Annotated in this window: 14 protein-coding genes and 1 other RNA gene; 10 read left to right on the forward strand and 5 right to left on the reverse strand. The window is 56.3% G+C overall.

The features are described 5' to 3' along the window. Positions 1–131 precede the first annotated feature (131 nt). Together ABD997_RS00795 and ABD997_RS00800 are read left to right on the forward strand one after the other, a co-directional pair. Positions 132–1,040 carry a DMT family transporter gene (locus ABD997_RS00795; RefSeq protein ID WP_425557020.1) on the forward strand — a complete coding sequence of 303 codons (909 nt, stop codon included), beginning with the start codon at positions 132–134 and terminating at the stop codon, positions 1,038–1,040. A 168-nt stretch (positions 1,041–1,208) separates the two neighbouring features. Beyond that, positions 1,209–1,898 (forward strand): L,D-transpeptidase family protein, encoded by a 690-nt coding sequence (locus ABD997_RS00800; RefSeq protein ID WP_345315111.1) that lies wholly within the window; start codon positions 1,209–1,211, stop codon positions 1,896–1,898. Between the two features lie 72 nt (positions 1,899–1,970). Here the strand turns inward: ABD997_RS00800 and grpE are convergent, their stop codons facing one another. Beyond that, a complete protein-coding gene (gene grpE, locus ABD997_RS00805) occupies positions 1,971–2,558 on the reverse strand; it encodes a nucleotide exchange factor GrpE (RefSeq protein ID WP_345315112.1) in 588 nt (195 codons plus the stop codon). A 94-nt stretch (positions 2,559–2,652) separates the two neighbouring features. Between grpE and nadK the strand changes: the two genes are divergently transcribed. The 3 genes from nadK to ABD997_RS00820 all read left to right on the forward strand — a co-directional run bounded on the left by nadK (position 2,653) and on the right by ABD997_RS00820 (position 5,953). Next, complete coding sequence (gene nadK / locus ABD997_RS00810; RefSeq protein ID WP_345315113.1) at positions 2,653–3,537, forward strand: NAD(+) kinase; 885 nt, start codon at positions 2,653–2,655, stop codon at positions 3,535–3,537. A gap of 243 nt (positions 3,538–3,780) precedes the next feature. Continuing rightward, positions 3,781–5,442 carry a DNA repair protein RecN gene (gene recN / locus ABD997_RS00815; protein WP_345315114.1) on the forward strand — a complete coding sequence of 554 codons (1,662 nt, stop codon included), beginning with the start codon at positions 3,781–3,783 and terminating at the stop codon, positions 5,440–5,442. Positions 5,443–5,581: 139 nt separating this feature from the next. After that, on the forward strand, positions 5,582–5,953 hold the full coding sequence (locus tag ABD997_RS00820; protein WP_345315115.1) for an outer membrane protein assembly factor BamE: 372 nt from the start codon (positions 5,582–5,584) through the stop codon (positions 5,951–5,953). A gap of 139 nt (positions 5,954–6,092) precedes the next feature. Here ABD997_RS00820 and ABD997_RS00825 read toward each other — a convergent pair whose 3' ends face one another. After that, entirely contained in the window at positions 6,093–6,380 is a 288-nt protein-coding gene (locus ABD997_RS00825) for a hypothetical protein (RefSeq protein WP_345315116.1), read from the reverse strand. A 35-nt stretch (positions 6,381–6,415) separates the two neighbouring features. On the opposite strand from ABD997_RS00825, the gene ABD997_RS00830 reads away from it, so the two are divergent. Then, positions 6,416–6,718 (forward strand): hypothetical protein, encoded by a 303-nt coding sequence (locus tag ABD997_RS00830; RefSeq protein WP_345315117.1) that lies wholly within the window; start codon positions 6,416–6,418, stop codon positions 6,716–6,718. Positions 6,719–7,757: 1,039 nt separating this feature from the next. Here ABD997_RS00830 and ABD997_RS00835 read toward each other — a convergent pair. The 3 genes from ABD997_RS00835 to ABD997_RS00845 form a co-directional block, all read right to left on the reverse strand. Next, on the reverse strand, positions 7,758–8,639 hold the full coding sequence (locus tag ABD997_RS00835) for an aspartyl protease family protein (RefSeq protein ID WP_345315118.1): 882 nt from the start codon (positions 8,637–8,639) through the stop codon (positions 7,758–7,760). Positions 8,640–8,767: 128 nt separating this feature from the next. Continuing rightward, positions 8,768–9,112 (reverse strand): RnfH family protein, encoded by a 345-nt coding sequence (locus ABD997_RS00840; protein WP_345315119.1) that lies wholly within the window; start codon positions 9,110–9,112, stop codon positions 8,768–8,770. Then, positions 9,105–9,539 carry an SRPBCC family protein gene (locus ABD997_RS00845; RefSeq protein ID WP_345315120.1) on the reverse strand — a complete coding sequence of 145 codons (435 nt, stop codon included), beginning with the start codon at positions 9,537–9,539 and terminating at the stop codon, positions 9,105–9,107. The genes ABD997_RS00840 and ABD997_RS00845 overlap by 8 nt, the downstream gene beginning before the upstream one ends. A gap of 84 nt (positions 9,540–9,623) precedes the next feature. Here ABD997_RS00845 and smpB point away from each other — a divergent pair, with 84 nt between their 5' ends. The 4 genes from smpB (at position 9,624) to ABD997_RS00865 (ending at position 13,948) form a co-directional block, all read left to right on the forward strand. Then, the gene (gene smpB, locus ABD997_RS00850; protein ID WP_345315121.1) at positions 9,624–10,112 is read left to right on the forward strand and encodes an SsrA-binding protein SmpB; all 489 of its coding nucleotides are present in this window, start codon (positions 9,624–9,626) and stop codon (positions 10,110–10,112) included. Positions 10,113–10,178: 66 nt separating this feature from the next. Beyond that, positions 10,179–10,539, forward strand: a transfer-messenger RNA (tmRNA) gene (gene ssrA / locus ABD997_RS00855). Between the two features lie 137 nt (positions 10,540–10,676). Further along, a complete protein-coding gene (locus ABD997_RS00860) occupies positions 10,677–12,380 on the forward strand; it encodes a DUF885 family protein (RefSeq protein ID WP_345315122.1) in 1,704 nt (567 codons plus the stop codon). A gap of 98 nt (positions 12,381–12,478) precedes the next feature. Further along, positions 12,479–13,948, forward strand: a complete 1,470-nt coding sequence (locus tag ABD997_RS00865; RefSeq protein WP_345315123.1) for a class II fumarate hydratase — start codon at positions 12,479–12,481, stop codon at positions 13,946–13,948. Positions 13,949–14,023 lie beyond the last annotated feature (75 nt).

The following is a 14,023-nucleotide window of genomic DNA, read 5'->3' on the forward strand; positions in this document are numbered from 1 at the left end:
AAAAGTTCATCGGCGCCACCACGGCGGCGTTACCGCGGGTATAATTGCGCCCTTCGCGCCAACGCACCGAACGACAAAGGTGTGGGGGACAATAATCGTTCACGGTCCCAGACCAGGCTTGGAGGTAAAGGGTGAAAAATCAACGTCGGGCAATGCAGTTGGGGCTGATGGCGGTACTGCTGTGGTCCACGGTCGCCACCGCCTTCAAGCTCTCGTTGAGTTACATGACCCCGGCGCAGCTGCTGCTCTTTGCCAGTTTCAGCAGCGCGATTGCCCTTACCGGGATCCTTGCCTACCAGGGCCGATTAGGCCTGCTGAGAGTGCAGTGGCGTAAGACCCCAGCTCTTTTCATCAAAGCCGGCGTGCTCAACCCCTTCCTCTACTACCTGACCCTGTTTGCCGCCTACGACCGGCTGCCGGCCCAGCAGGCTCAGGCCCTTAACTACACCTGGGCCATTCTCCTGAGCCTGCTCGCTGTGCCGATGCTGGGCCAACGCTTGCGCTCCTGGGACCTGCTGGCGGCCCTGTTGGCATACACCGGAGTGGTGGTGATCGCGACCGGTGGCGACCTGCTCCAACTGCAGTTCGACAATCCCGTAGGCGTCGGGCTGGCGCTGTTGTCGACCCTATTCTGGTCGCTCTACTGGATCGTCAACACCAAGGACAGCGGGGATCCCACCGCCAGCCTGCTGCTGAGTTTCCTGATCGCCATCCCGCTGATTGCACTTGTCTGCCTCTGGCGCGGAGAACTGGTTCTCCCCCCCTGGCAGGGCATTGTCGGCGCACTCTATGTGGGCCTGTTCGAGATGGGGCTGACATTCGTGCTCTGGCTCAGTGCCATGCGCAGCGCGACCCATACCGCCCCCCTCTCCAACCTGGTGTTCCTGGGCCCCTTCCTGTCGCTCTTTTTCATCAGCCGCTTCCTTGGCGAAGCGATCGCCATGAGCACACTGGCAGGCCTCGGATTGATCGTCGTTGGCCTGGCAATCCAGCAACTGGGGCCAAGGTGGCGTCGCCAGGACGCCACCGCGAAGCCCTGAACCTTGGGCGATGACAATCTTTTTCTCAGAAAGTTGTTTCGACATATCCGGTGCTTGCAGCGGATCCCTGCAACTGCTTATGCTTGGGATTGGGTGCAGGGATTGATTGCCCCTCCGATGTGTGGAGAATGGCCGCCCAAAATCAATTTGCCGGGAGCGGGGAACAAGGTGCAAAACTGGAAATGGGGGCTGTTCGCGCTGTTGCTGCCCGCCCTGAGTTGGGGGCAGGCGCGAACCGTTGAAGAGGTGATGGAACACTTCGGGCCGGTGGCTCGGGAGCGCCTGTTTGATTACTGGCAACAGCTGCCTTTTGACATGGAGATCCGGGCCGCCAAGTGGGTTGCCATCAAGGATGCCCAGCGGATGGAGGTCTGGCTGCAGGATCAGGGCCTGAACTGGCACAAGTTGCGGGACTACCCCATCCTGAAACTCAGTGGCAGCCTGCGCCCCAAGATGCGCGAAGGAGACCTTCAAGTCCCTGAAGGGGTGTACCGCATCGATGCAGCCAACCCTAACAGTGCTTTCCACCTTTCGCTGCGCATCGATTACCCCAACCGGTTGGATCGCCTCTACGGTGAGTTGGAACAGCGGGATGCCCTGGGTAACAACATCTTCATCCACGGTCAGGAGGTCTCCTGGGGGTGCCTGGCCATGGGCGACGACAACATCGAGGAGTTGTTCGTTCTGGCCCACGATATTGGTCTGAACAACATCGAGATGGTGATCACCCCCCGGGATCCCCGCCTTGAACCGCTGATCCGCCCCGCCGGCGTCCCGGAGTGGGTGGAGCAGAAATACGACAAGATACAGGCCAGCCTGGCGGAGTTGCAGACCCCTGTAACCATGGTCAGTCGATAACGCTTCGCGCAGCCTAGAAATAACAACGCCTCCCAAGGGGAGGCGTTGTTATTTGGTTCAATCAGCAAGGTGTTAGCCCTGGGACACCATCACCATGGCAGGGCGCAACAGGCGCCCATTGAGGGTATACCCCTTCTGCATCACCGTCATGACCGTATTGGCCGGGTGATCGGGGCTCGGAACCATGGAGATCGCCTGGTGCAGTTCCGGGTTAAATTCATCACCCTGGGGATCAACCGGCTCAATACCAAACTTGGCGATGCTGGCGAGGAAACTCTTCTGGGTCAGCTCTACCCCTTCAAGCACGGGCTTCACCAGCTCCTCCTCCCGGTTAGGGATCTCCAGTGCGCGCTCTAGGTTATCCAGGATAGGCAACAACTCGGAGGCAAACTTCTCCAAAGCAAACTTACGAGCTTTTTCAATATCTTGAGCAGTGCGACGGCGAATGTTTTCCACCTCGGCGGCGGCACGGACCACAGAATCTTTCTGATTGTTGATGGTCTCTTTCGCTGCCGCGAGCTCTGCCTCCAACTCCGCGATACGCTGCACGTTAGGATCAACCTCTACCGCGTCCTGCTTCACCTCTTCGGCTTCCACCTCCGCGGCCTGCTCATTATTAATCTCTTCTTGATCCACTACTTTTTGCTGCTCGTCGCTCATCACAACTCCGCCAAACCACTTTATTCACGAAAACACTGAGCCTATTATGGGGACGAAATCTGCCACTTCAAGGCCCCTCTGGCCCGGAAAATCGATGACCAAAACCTTTCATACCATCGGCCTCATCGGCAAGCCCAACCACGAGGGCGCCAATCAGACCATAGAGTTACTCTACCACTGGCTTACGGGCCAGGGCTACGAGGTGCTGCTTGAGCAGCGGGTCGGAAAGCAGCTGGAGGATGTCGAAGCCCAGAACCTGCCCCTTAACGAGTTGGGGGAGCGATGCGACCTGGCCATTGTGGTCGGAGGTGACGGGAATATGCTCGGCGCTGCCCGGGTGCTCTCCCGGTACGATGTGGCGGTTATCGGGGTGAACCGGGGCAATCTCGGTTTCCTGACCGACCTGCCGCCGGATGGCTTCGAATCACCCTTGAGTAAAGTGCTGGATGGCGAATTTGACACCGAGCATCGCTTTTTGCTGCAGGCGGAGGTGTATCGTCACGGTGAACTCAAAGCCTCCAACAGCGCGGTCAATGAAGCGGTCCTCCACCCGGGGCGGGTCGCCAATATGATCGAGTTCGAGGTCTATATTGATGGGCAGTTCATGTACAGCCAGCGCGCGGATGGCATGATCGCCTCGACGCCGACCGGCTCCACCGCCTACGCCCTCTCCGCCGGCGGGGCAATCCTGACTCCGAATCTTAATGCCCTGATCCTGGTACCGATGTTCCCCCACTCCCTCTCCGGCCGCCCTATCGTTGTCGACGGCAACAGCGAAGTGAAGCTGATCGCCTCCCCCGAGATGGGTGATCGGCCGTTGGAGGTCAGCTGCGACGGTCATGTTACCCTTGCCGCCCTGCCCGGCGACGAGATCATCATCCGCAAAGCGGACCATGCCCTGCGCCTGATCCATCCCAAGGGACGCAACTACTTCGAAGTCCTGCGCAGCAAGCTAGGCTGGGGCAGCAAACTGTTCTAAACGGCTCCTCTTCCCCTCCTCTACGCCCAGATATAGGAGGCACATCCCTCTTTAATGACGCTCGTAAACCGTCGAACTTACCTCTTCCCTCCCTCATCAATCCGCGCTTTCAATAGCGGAGGCTTCCGACCCTCCCGGGGCCGATGAAATTTTCTTGCCGCCGGCCTTTACTGCACACACATTCCCCATATACTGTCTCCATATACAGTGTTTATTCATACAGTACTTCGACAAGGATGCAGTATGCTCACTCAGCTGACCGTCAGTCACTTTGCCATCGTGAAATTTTTGGAGCTGGATTTCTGCGCCGGGATGACCAGCATCACCGGGGAAACCGGAGCGGGTAAGTCCATTGCCATCGATGCCCTTGGCCTCTGTCTCGGCGGCCGTGGCGAAGCCAGCATGGTGCGTGCCGGCGCCGAACGTGCGGAACTCTCCGCACGCTTCGAGCTTTCCGCCATTCCGGCGGCACGCCAATGGCTGAAGGATAATGCCCTGGAGAACGATGAAGAGTGCATCCTGCGCCGCACCATCTCCACCGAGGGCCGCTCCCGGGCCTGGATCAACGGTCACCCGGTGCCCCTGGCACAGCTTAAGAGCCTGGGGGAACTGCTGGTCAGTATCCATGGTCAGCACGCCCACCACAGCATGCTCCATGGTGACGTGCAGTTGGACCTCCTGGATCAATACGCCGGACACCAACGACTTATCGATGACTGTCGCCGGGGCTATCAGCGCTGGAAGGAGATCGACAGCGCCATCGAGCGCCTGGAGCAGGCCCAGTCCCAGCGCCAGGCACGCGCTCAACTGCTTGAGTACCAGGTGCAGGAGCTGGACGAGTTTTCCCTACAGCCGGGCGAGTTCGAGCAGATCGAACTGGAGCATAAGCGCCTCGCCAACAGCGGCAGCCTGATGGAGCAGAGCCAACGTGCGCTTTACCTGCTGAGCGAGGGTGAGGACGTGTCGGTACAAAGTCTGCTGTCCCAAGCCATCAGCGAAGTGGAGTCGCTGCATGGAAATGACCCGAGCCTGAGTAACGTCCTGACCATGCTGCATGAGGGGATAATCCAGATCCAGGAGAGCAGCAACGAGCTGGATGCCTACCACAGTAAACTGGAGTTGGATCCGGAGCGCTTCCATGAGCTAGAGCAACGGCTATCCCGGGCCATGAGCCTGGCGCGCAAACACCAGGTTCCTCCCTCTGACCTCGCGGCGCACCACCAGTCCCTGGCGGATGAACTGGTCCAGATGGCCGGCGATGATGACCAATTGCAACAACTGCACAGAGAGCGACAACTGGCCCGGGAGGAGGTCAGCGCGGCGGCCCTCAAGCTGCACAAGAGCCGTCAACGCTACGCCAAGGAACTGGATAAGCTGGTGACCGCCAACATGAAAGCATTGGCGATGCCCCACGCCCGCTTCCAGATCGATCTTCAACATCAGCCTGAACGCCTCAGCGCCGAGGGGGCGGATCGCGTCCAGTTTATGGTTTGCACCAACCCGGGCCAGCCGATGCAGCCCTTGGCACGCACCGCATCCGGTGGTGAGCTGTCCCGAATCGGTCTGGCGATTCAGGTGATCACCGCTCGCAAGGTGGCCACGCCTACCTTAATCTTTGACGAGGTGGATGTGGGGATCTCCGGCCCCACCGCTGCGGTGGTGGGCAGGATGCTGCGTCAGTTGGGACAATCTACCCAGGTCTTCTGCGTCACTCATCTCCCCCAGGTCGCCGGTAACGGTCACCAGCACATGTTTGTTTCAAAACAGACCCAGGGGCGCAGTACGGAAACCCAGATGTTGCCTCTGCAGGGTGAAGCACGAATCGATGAACTGGCCCGTCTGCTGGGAGGCGATGTCATCACGGACAATACCCGCGCCAATGCCAGCGAGCTACTGGTGCACTGAACCCGGTAACGCGCTCGGTAGCGGATGGAAAGGCGCCGTTATCTCCTTGCCGTCCCAGGCACTGGCTGATGCCCTTTTTTTCCCGTGAAACCTTGAGGTATGATGCGCTCCTAAACAAAAAAGCAACGCAGAGAATAAAATGAAGCAGTTTCGGACGCTGGTATTGGCTGCGACCCTCACCACAGCGGTGTCAGGGTGTTCGGTCTTTGATTGGATGGTTTACAAGATCGACATTCCACAAGGGAACTTTATTGAGCAAGTTCAAGTAGATAAGCTGCGTGTAGGGATGACGCCGGAGCAGGTTGAGTTCGTCCTGGGACGTCCTGTGCTTCGTGACAGTTTCGCTTCCGACACCTGGTACTACGTGTATCAGTTTAAGAATGGCCGTACCAATGAATTGACCCGAAAAGAGCTGGTGGTCAACTTCACTGACGGCAAAGTCAGCACGCTCAAGGGAGATTATGAGGTCGGGGATGACTTCTATACCCCATTGGACGCCGGTCGCCCCTAAACACGGTTTTATCTCTAGTCATCTATTTCGGCCGACCCATCCAGTACGAATTTAACGAATAGAACACCCCTTCTGCCATACGGCAGAAGGGGTGTTGAGGGGGGATGAACAAACACCATCAGAATGCCTGAAGTGTTATCTATTTTCTGCCCTCATCGTGGGTAACGGTGACTGTCTTCTTTTCGGAAGTAACATTGCCAGCGTCGTCCTTGGCTTTGAATACGATTGTGTAGATACGATTATCAAGTAAACCTGATCGTTCGGCGCGCAGGAAGATGCGCCCGTCCTCCTTAATATCTATGTCCCGCGAAGTGTTACCATCTCCACGTTCGTTTTCGCTGTCGGCGCTAATTACCGCCTCCAACCAGACATCGGGTGAAGAGTCTTGATTGTCGCTTACTTGAATTTCTACGTCGATTTCTACCATTTATAGATGCCATGCCAGAATTTGGAGGTCGAGAAATGAAAAATGTAAACAAGGCCTTTGATGTGCTGAGAATAGTATTTATTATCCTTAGCCCAATACCGGCCGTCATGTTTAGTTGCTTATATCTATTGGTACAATCTGCGGAGGGATTTGGAGCATTTGGCGTAGCCCAGGTGCTGCTTGTACCAACCACTTTAAGTGTTGCAATGACTCTGGCAGGAGTTATCGTGGCCTTCTGGGCCAAGTACCTAGGCGAAAGGTTAATAGAACTAGTCTTAACAACTCTCTTATCCAGCTCTGTATTGATTTTCATATTCATTATCAAAGTTGTTTTGTGAAAACAGGTATTACTGGCGATACCATTCCTCGGTCATGATATGTCTTCCCGTTCTGCACTCAATGCTAGCATTCCGAGCTAAATACCTAACACAACTTTAAAAAATATAAACATTAACTTTGGACAAATAAAGATAAGAGACCTGCATAAAAAACATTAATAAAAAATAGGATGTATAGTGTTTCGATGTAAATATATGATTAATAAAGGTAGAGAACTGTGCCAGACAGGCTCCGCCTGTGCTCGAACCGACCAGCAAAGAATCTTTGCGAAATCATATAATCTGAGACACCAAATTATTATCAAAGCAGGCCTGGAAAGTTTAATTATTATGCGAACGTCATCGCACCTTGCTGCTTCGCACGAATTAGAGGTTGATTCGACGTACTGACTCACGCCTAACATGAGGAAGATGCTATTGAGGCAGGACTCATCGTCGATAAGAGAAACAGTAAGCGTCATTCGTTGGGACATACGGCCTCCATGCCGATCTTTTAGCTTTGTGGCACACAGCATCTTTACTATGCTTATTACTAAGTCCGCAATAGATATCAGGAAATTCGATATCAACAGTTTCCCACTTTCTCCGAAAGGACATGTAGAAAAGTGAATAACTCTAACGCCATATATATTCTTAGCAGGATACCTAGTGTGTGTAAGTTTTTAAGCGAATGCACCATAAATCTCGACACACCTAGCCGGGGCCAATTTGGTAAATGAATCACCCCGACTTTCATAGACGCATAAAATAAGGATTTTAAGTATCTATCAGACCTTGGCATTACAATTTTTAGGTATCTATAGGACCTTGGGTATTCCACTATGACCTTGCAGACTTTGAATACTTTACCCAGTTCCTCGACCAGATTGAGCAAGCAGAACTTGTGTTTGATGATTAGTTGTGCACTTTCGATCAAAGTTGGTAACCCTCTGTTTTTCCGAACGAAGTGTCTGATTAGGTCTGGTTCAATACTCTTTATCTAAAAAAACGCAGCCTCTCGGCTGCGTTTTTTCTATCGCTTTAAAGGCTACTGGTAAACCTACTGAGCAATCACATGAGCCTTGTATTCCCGGGTATCCAGCGTCAGCAGGAAGTGCTTCAACACGTCGTAACCCAGCAAGCCTTTCGTCTTAACCCCTTTCTGGATCCGGGTCCCGGTTAACACAGGATTAAGCTTCCTCAGGTTAGTGGCCTCCCCTTCCCCTGGGATCACCGTCTCAACCTGCTCCAGCTGGTAGGGGCCAAAGGTCACCAGCGGCATCGAGAACGCTTCCGCCACGGCGCTCTCGTTAACACCCGAGAGATGCTGCAGTTCCTTCTCTTCAGTCACCAACTCATGCTCCAGCGCAAACAGGCGATCCAGCAGGAGGCCACTGCTGGCTCCGGTGTCCAGTGTCAGCCAGACATCTTCGCGATTATCCAGCCGGACCTGAACAGCAGGCAGCGTCGAATTTCGCTCCTGCCGGATCGACAGGTTATCCCAATCCCCTTCAACCGCATCACGGGTCAGCAGTCGCATGCGCTGGTTGGGGTAGTCAAACTGAACAATGAACTCATCAAAGAAAGGCTTGCCGATCAGTACGGGTACACTGCTGTCGACCGAATAGAAACCCATCTTGGTATCGAAACCGAAGAGAGTGATGGGCACGCCGGACGCGGCCTTGGCGCGAGTTTTCCCATAAACGCCCGAGATGGTCATATTGGAAACGTTCAACTGCACCCCGGACTGCTCAGCCACTGCCTCAGAGATGAGATTTATCTCCGCTCCACTGTCGAGAATCGCCTCGACCTCAATGCCGTTTACAGTCATTGGTACATAGATGTGACCATTTTTGAGGGTAAAGTCGAGCCAGGGAGTGACAGCAGCGCTGGTCTGCGCCGTGAGCAGCAATAAGCCCAATGAGAGTATCCATACTTTCATTAGAAAGTTCCTTCTTTCTGGTTAACAACACGTTACAACACTACCTCGCTGCCACAAAAAAGGCGACCCTTTGACCGCCTTTGTGATGATGAAGCGGTGTCACCCGCGGCTGCCAGAAGAGTCTTTGGTTACTCGTCGTTGCGCAACGGATTGAGCTTGCCTCCAGTCACCCTATCCGCACGACCCTCCAGCTTGGCTTTCTCCGCACGACGCTTACGGACCTCCCGAGGATCCGCCAGCAGGGGGCGATAGATCTCGACCCTGTCCCCCGCTTTGAGCGGCTCGGTTAACTTTACCGTGCGACTGAAGATCCCGACTTTTTGGCTGCCAAGGTCGATCTCCGGATAGCGATCAAGGACACCGGACTGGTGGATCGCCTCCTCGACGGTGGCGCCTGTCGGCAACACCATCTTGGTTAGAAACGCTTTCTCTGGCAGCGCATACGCCACCTCAACCTGGATCTGGTCAGCCACCGTACACCTCTTTGGCTCGTGTAGAAAAAGAGTGGACCATCGATTGGGCCAGTTCGTTAAACACCCTGCCGAAGGCTTTCTCCACCAGGACATTGGCAAACTCAAACTGCAGCACCAGCTCGACCTTGCAGGCATCCTCGCGCAACTCGGTGAAGCGCCACACGCCCTCTAACTGTCGAAAGGGGCCGCTCTTCAACTTCATGGTGATACTGCGGTTGGCCTCCAGAGCATTCTCCGTGGTGAAGGTTTGGGCGATCCCCACCTTTTTCACTGATACCGAGGCGATCATGCGCGCATCTTCACGCTCATGTATCTCGCTGTCCACACAGCCGGGCAAGAACTGGGGGTAGGAGGCGACATCGTTGACCAAGTCGTACATCTGCGCGGCACTGAAACGCACCAATGCGCTTCGATTGATTTCTGGCATCTCACCCTCCCATCATTGATGGCCGCATTTTGCCATACCAGTGGCGATACCAAAATGGTTCGCGACAGGTATAATGCGCAGCCTATGGCAAAGAAAAACACGAAAAAATCCCAGCCGACGTCCTCCACTATCGCTCTTAACAAAAAAGCGAAACACGAATACAAGTTCCTGGAGAAGTTCGAGGCGGGTCTTGCCCTTCAGGGGTGGGAAGTCAAATCCATGCGGGCAGGCAAAGTCAACCTGACCGATTGTTACGTACTTATCCAGCGCGGAGAGGCGTACCTGGTGGCGTGTAACATCACCCCACTGAATACCGCCTCCACCCATGTGGTCTGTGAGCCGATGCGTCCCCGCAAGCTCCTGCTGAATAAGCGGGAATTGGAACGGTTGATAGGCCAAGTCGAGCAGAAGGGCCTCACCATAGTGCCCGTCGCCCTCTACTGGAAGAAGTCCTTCGCCAAGTTGGAGATCGCCCTGGCCCAGGGTAAGCAACAACACGATAAGCGCCAGGACAGCAAAGAGCGGGACTGGCAGCGAGAAAAAGCGCGAGTCATGAAAGGAAAGATGCGCTGACGCTGTAGATTCATACAGGAGAAGATTGCCACCTCGCAGGTTCGGTGGTACTCTTCGTCTGTACTTGGGGTCGATTCAGGATTCGACGGGATACTCGAAGCCCAAGGTGCATGCCGTGGGGCGGTTGGCCACGTAAAAAGCCGCAAAAAAATAGTCGCAAACGACGAAAACTACGCCCTCGCTGCCTAATAAGCAGTAGAGTGCCTGCCTCCAACGCCCCGCTTGCTGGCTGAGGATTATAGGCAGTCAAACCCTGCAAGATCGCGTGGAACCTTTGTCCGGAGGTGAAGCGTTAAAACCAATCGGACTCGCCTCGACGAAGCCTGTTGCTCGGCGTCTGAAAAGGTTAACTAAAAGAGTAACTAAGCATGTAGTACCGACGGTGTAGGTGTTTCGGACGCGGGTTCAACTCCCGCCGACTCCACCAAACGCGTTTGATAAAGCCCATCTAAGGCACCACTTAGATGGGCTTTGTTGTTTCTAAAAGCTTTTTCCCTTCCATCCGATTGCCGCTCCCGGCGTGCTGTGCCAACATCGTCGGACCCTTATGACCGTTGAGCCGCTATGGACGCTTACTCCCGCATCGAACATCTTTATCTCGACCTGATAAGCCAGGATCCCAATGCCTGTGTTGAACTGGGCCTGACGCAGCGTCTCGGCGATCTGCCTGACCCCTCGCTCAGTGCTCATCGCGCTGATGCCGAGCGGGCGCAGGAGCTGCTGGACGCGATCGCCCGGTACCCCGATGCCACGGACTTTGACCAGCAACAGGATCTTACCTTGATGGCGCTGACCGCCCAGCGAGTGTGCTTCGAGGCTGAGCTGCGTTACAACGACCGTCCTCACCTAACGCAGCTCCCCCGAGCCGGCGAGACACTCAGTAGCGGGATCTTCCTGCTGGTAGTGGCGGATCCCCGCCCTGCCCACCAGCGGCTCGATGACATCCTCTCTCGCCTTCAGCAGGCGCCAGCGTTCCTCAGCGCCATGTTCAGCCGCCTGGACAGGCCAATCCAGCGCTGGGTGGAGATCGATCTGGAGACCCTCGCTGGCCTGCCGGATCTCTTTGCCAGCATCCAGAAATGGGCGGAGCAGGAAGACTACCCCCAGCTACCAGCCCTTAAGCGGGCAGTGACGGTCGCCGACGACGCCATGGAGCGCTATGCCCGGGCACTGAAAGGGCTTGAAACCGAACAGGCATTCGCCATTGGTCCCCAAAGTGCACAAGCACTGCTGCGCTGTAACGGTATAGAGCAAAGCCTGGATGAAGTTCACCAGTATGCCTGCGACTTCGTACGCCGTACGCGGGACGATATCGAGCGGTTGCGCCAACAACTCTGCACCAAGTATCAACGCCCGGCGTCCACCACAGTGGCGCAACTGCAGGAATTCCTGAACCAACGCTTTGCAGTGGCCACCCCTGACGGGGATCTCCAGACGATACTCGAGCGCTACCACCAGGAGGCAGAGCGGATCGCACAGTTCATCCAGGAGAAGGGGCTGTTTCCGCTGCCTGCCGATCAGGCCATGAACATCATGCAGACCCCCGCGTTCATGGCACCGATGATCCCGGCTGGCGCCATGATGCAGCCGGCGGCATTGCGTCCGGGCACCAAGGTCTCTCAGATCTACCTGACCCTGAGCGAATCCTTGAGAGATGAACATACCGAGCTTGGGATCCCGGTGATGATGGTGCATGAGGGGATCCCCGGGCATCACCTGCAGTTGGCCACCGCCTGCGGCCACCCTTCGCTGGTCCGCCGGGTGTTCCCCGCCATGGAACTGGCCGAGGGCTGGACTACCATGCTAGAGGATTACATGCTCGATCAGGGCCTGATGGGCGACCTGACGGACGAAGCACGTTTTATCGCCAAACTGGATATCAGCCGGATCAGCGCCCGGGTGGCGATCGATCTCTATTTCATGACCGGGCAAACGCGCTACCTGGAGATCGGCTACCCAGTCTCCTTAGAGAGCGATGACCCCTTCGCCAACGCCGGCGTCCTGCTCAAAGCGGTCACCGGATTTACCGATGAACGCGTTCAGGCCGAACTCAACTGGTATTCACAGGAGCGCGGATACCCTCTCTGTTACCTGCTGGGGAATACCCTGGTTTGGAGGCTGAAACGGGAGTTTAACGCCGCTCACTCACACCTGAGCAGCGACGAACAGGACCGAGCGTTTCATGCGCACTTCCTTGAGGCCGGCAACATGCCCCTGGCGATGCTGCGTCAACGCTTTGAGCGTCTCGGTCTGCTGAACATCGACTGAAAATGGCACTCCCGGGCGGGGAACAAAGGAGGCAGACCGGGACAGGCTATCGTTAGGAGAGGATTTATTTCTCCACGACTGACCAAGAGGAGGCGCAGATGAGCGAATTTCGCGAAGAGGAGGATGCACTGGGTTTGGTACGGATCCCTATCGATGCTCTGCATGGCCCCCAAACCCAGAGGGCGCTGGATAACCTGCCTTTTCGCCAGTCGCCCCTGCCCCAGGACTTTATCGATGCCATCTTGATGATCAAGCTCGCCGCGGCCCGCAGCCATGGAGCGCTTAACGCCCTACCCCAGGCCCGTGCAGACGCCATTGCCCGGGCCTGCCAGTCTCTGCTGGCCGATCCCCAGCGTCATCGCCACTTCCCCCTGAGTCGCTTCCAGACCGGATCCGCCACCAGCAGCCATATGAACGTCAACGAAGTGATCGCCACCCTGGCCAGCCAGGCACTGGGATCGCGGCTCCACCCCAATGACGACGTGAACCTCGGCCAGAGCAGCAATGATGTGGTCCCCTCTGCCATTCACATCAGCTGCCACCTGGCGCTGCAGAATCAGCTGCTTCCCGCCCTGGATGAGATCCGCGCGCTCCTTGTCAGGCGGTCCGAGGAGCTGCATGACGTGATCAAGACCGGCAGGACACACTTGATGGATGCCCTGCCCATCCGTTTCAGCCAGTGCTTGCGAAGCTGGGAGTGCCAGCTGGCACACCATCAGAATGCCCTGCAACAGAGCCTGCTCCCCCTGGCTCAATTACCCCTGGGCGGGACGGCCGTGGGCACCGGTATCAACGCCCCTGTGGGTTTTAGGAAACAGGTCCACCAGGAACTGTCCCAGCTTACAAATATCGCACTGTCGCCTGCAGCGCATCCCGGCGCCTTGATATCGGCCCTGGATCCAAGCCTGACCCTCTCCGGCGACCTTAAAGGCGTTGCCTGCGCCCTGGTCAAGATAAGCAACGACCTGCGCTGGATGAACTCCGGGCCCAACGCCGGCATCGGCGAGATCCAACTGCCGGAGCTGCAGCCCGGATCCTCCATCATGCCGGGTAAGGTTAACCCCGTGGTGCCGGAGGCGGTGCTGATGGCCGCCAGCGAGGTGATCGGAAATGACACTACGGTGACCCTGGCTGGACAATCGGGTAACTTCGAACTCACGGTCATGTTGCCCCTGGTGGCGGAGAAACTGCTCGGCAGCATTGCACTGCTCACCGATGCCGTGACACTGCTCAATCGCCAGGCTCTGGCCCGGTTTAGTCTGCGGCATGACGCCATCGAGGCGCCTCTGGCCCGCAACCCCATACTGGTCACCGCCCTGGCTCCCCATATCGGCTACAGCCAGGCGGCAAAGATCGCCAAAACCGCCCAGGCCAGTGGTCGACCCATTTTAGAGGTTGCCAGGGAGATGACGGATCTCGAGTCGGCGTACCTCGAAGCACTGCTCTCTCCCGAGAAGATGGTCGATAACAACGACGCTGCAGACCCCGAAACGGATAGGAAGCCTGGGGCTAGGAACAGCCAAACAGAGAAAAAAGATCGAGAAGACCCGAAGCCTAAAGAGGATTGAGTAAAGGGGAACAAGCGGGAAGAGTTTCGGAACTCACCGAATAGAGCGCCCCGAGGGCAGTTGATCGCAATCAAG

It is taken from the genome of Ferrimonas gelatinilytica, assembly GCF_039544205.1.
Taxonomy (GTDB): domain Bacteria; phylum Pseudomonadota; class Gammaproteobacteria; order Enterobacterales; family Shewanellaceae; genus Ferrimonas; species Ferrimonas gelatinilytica.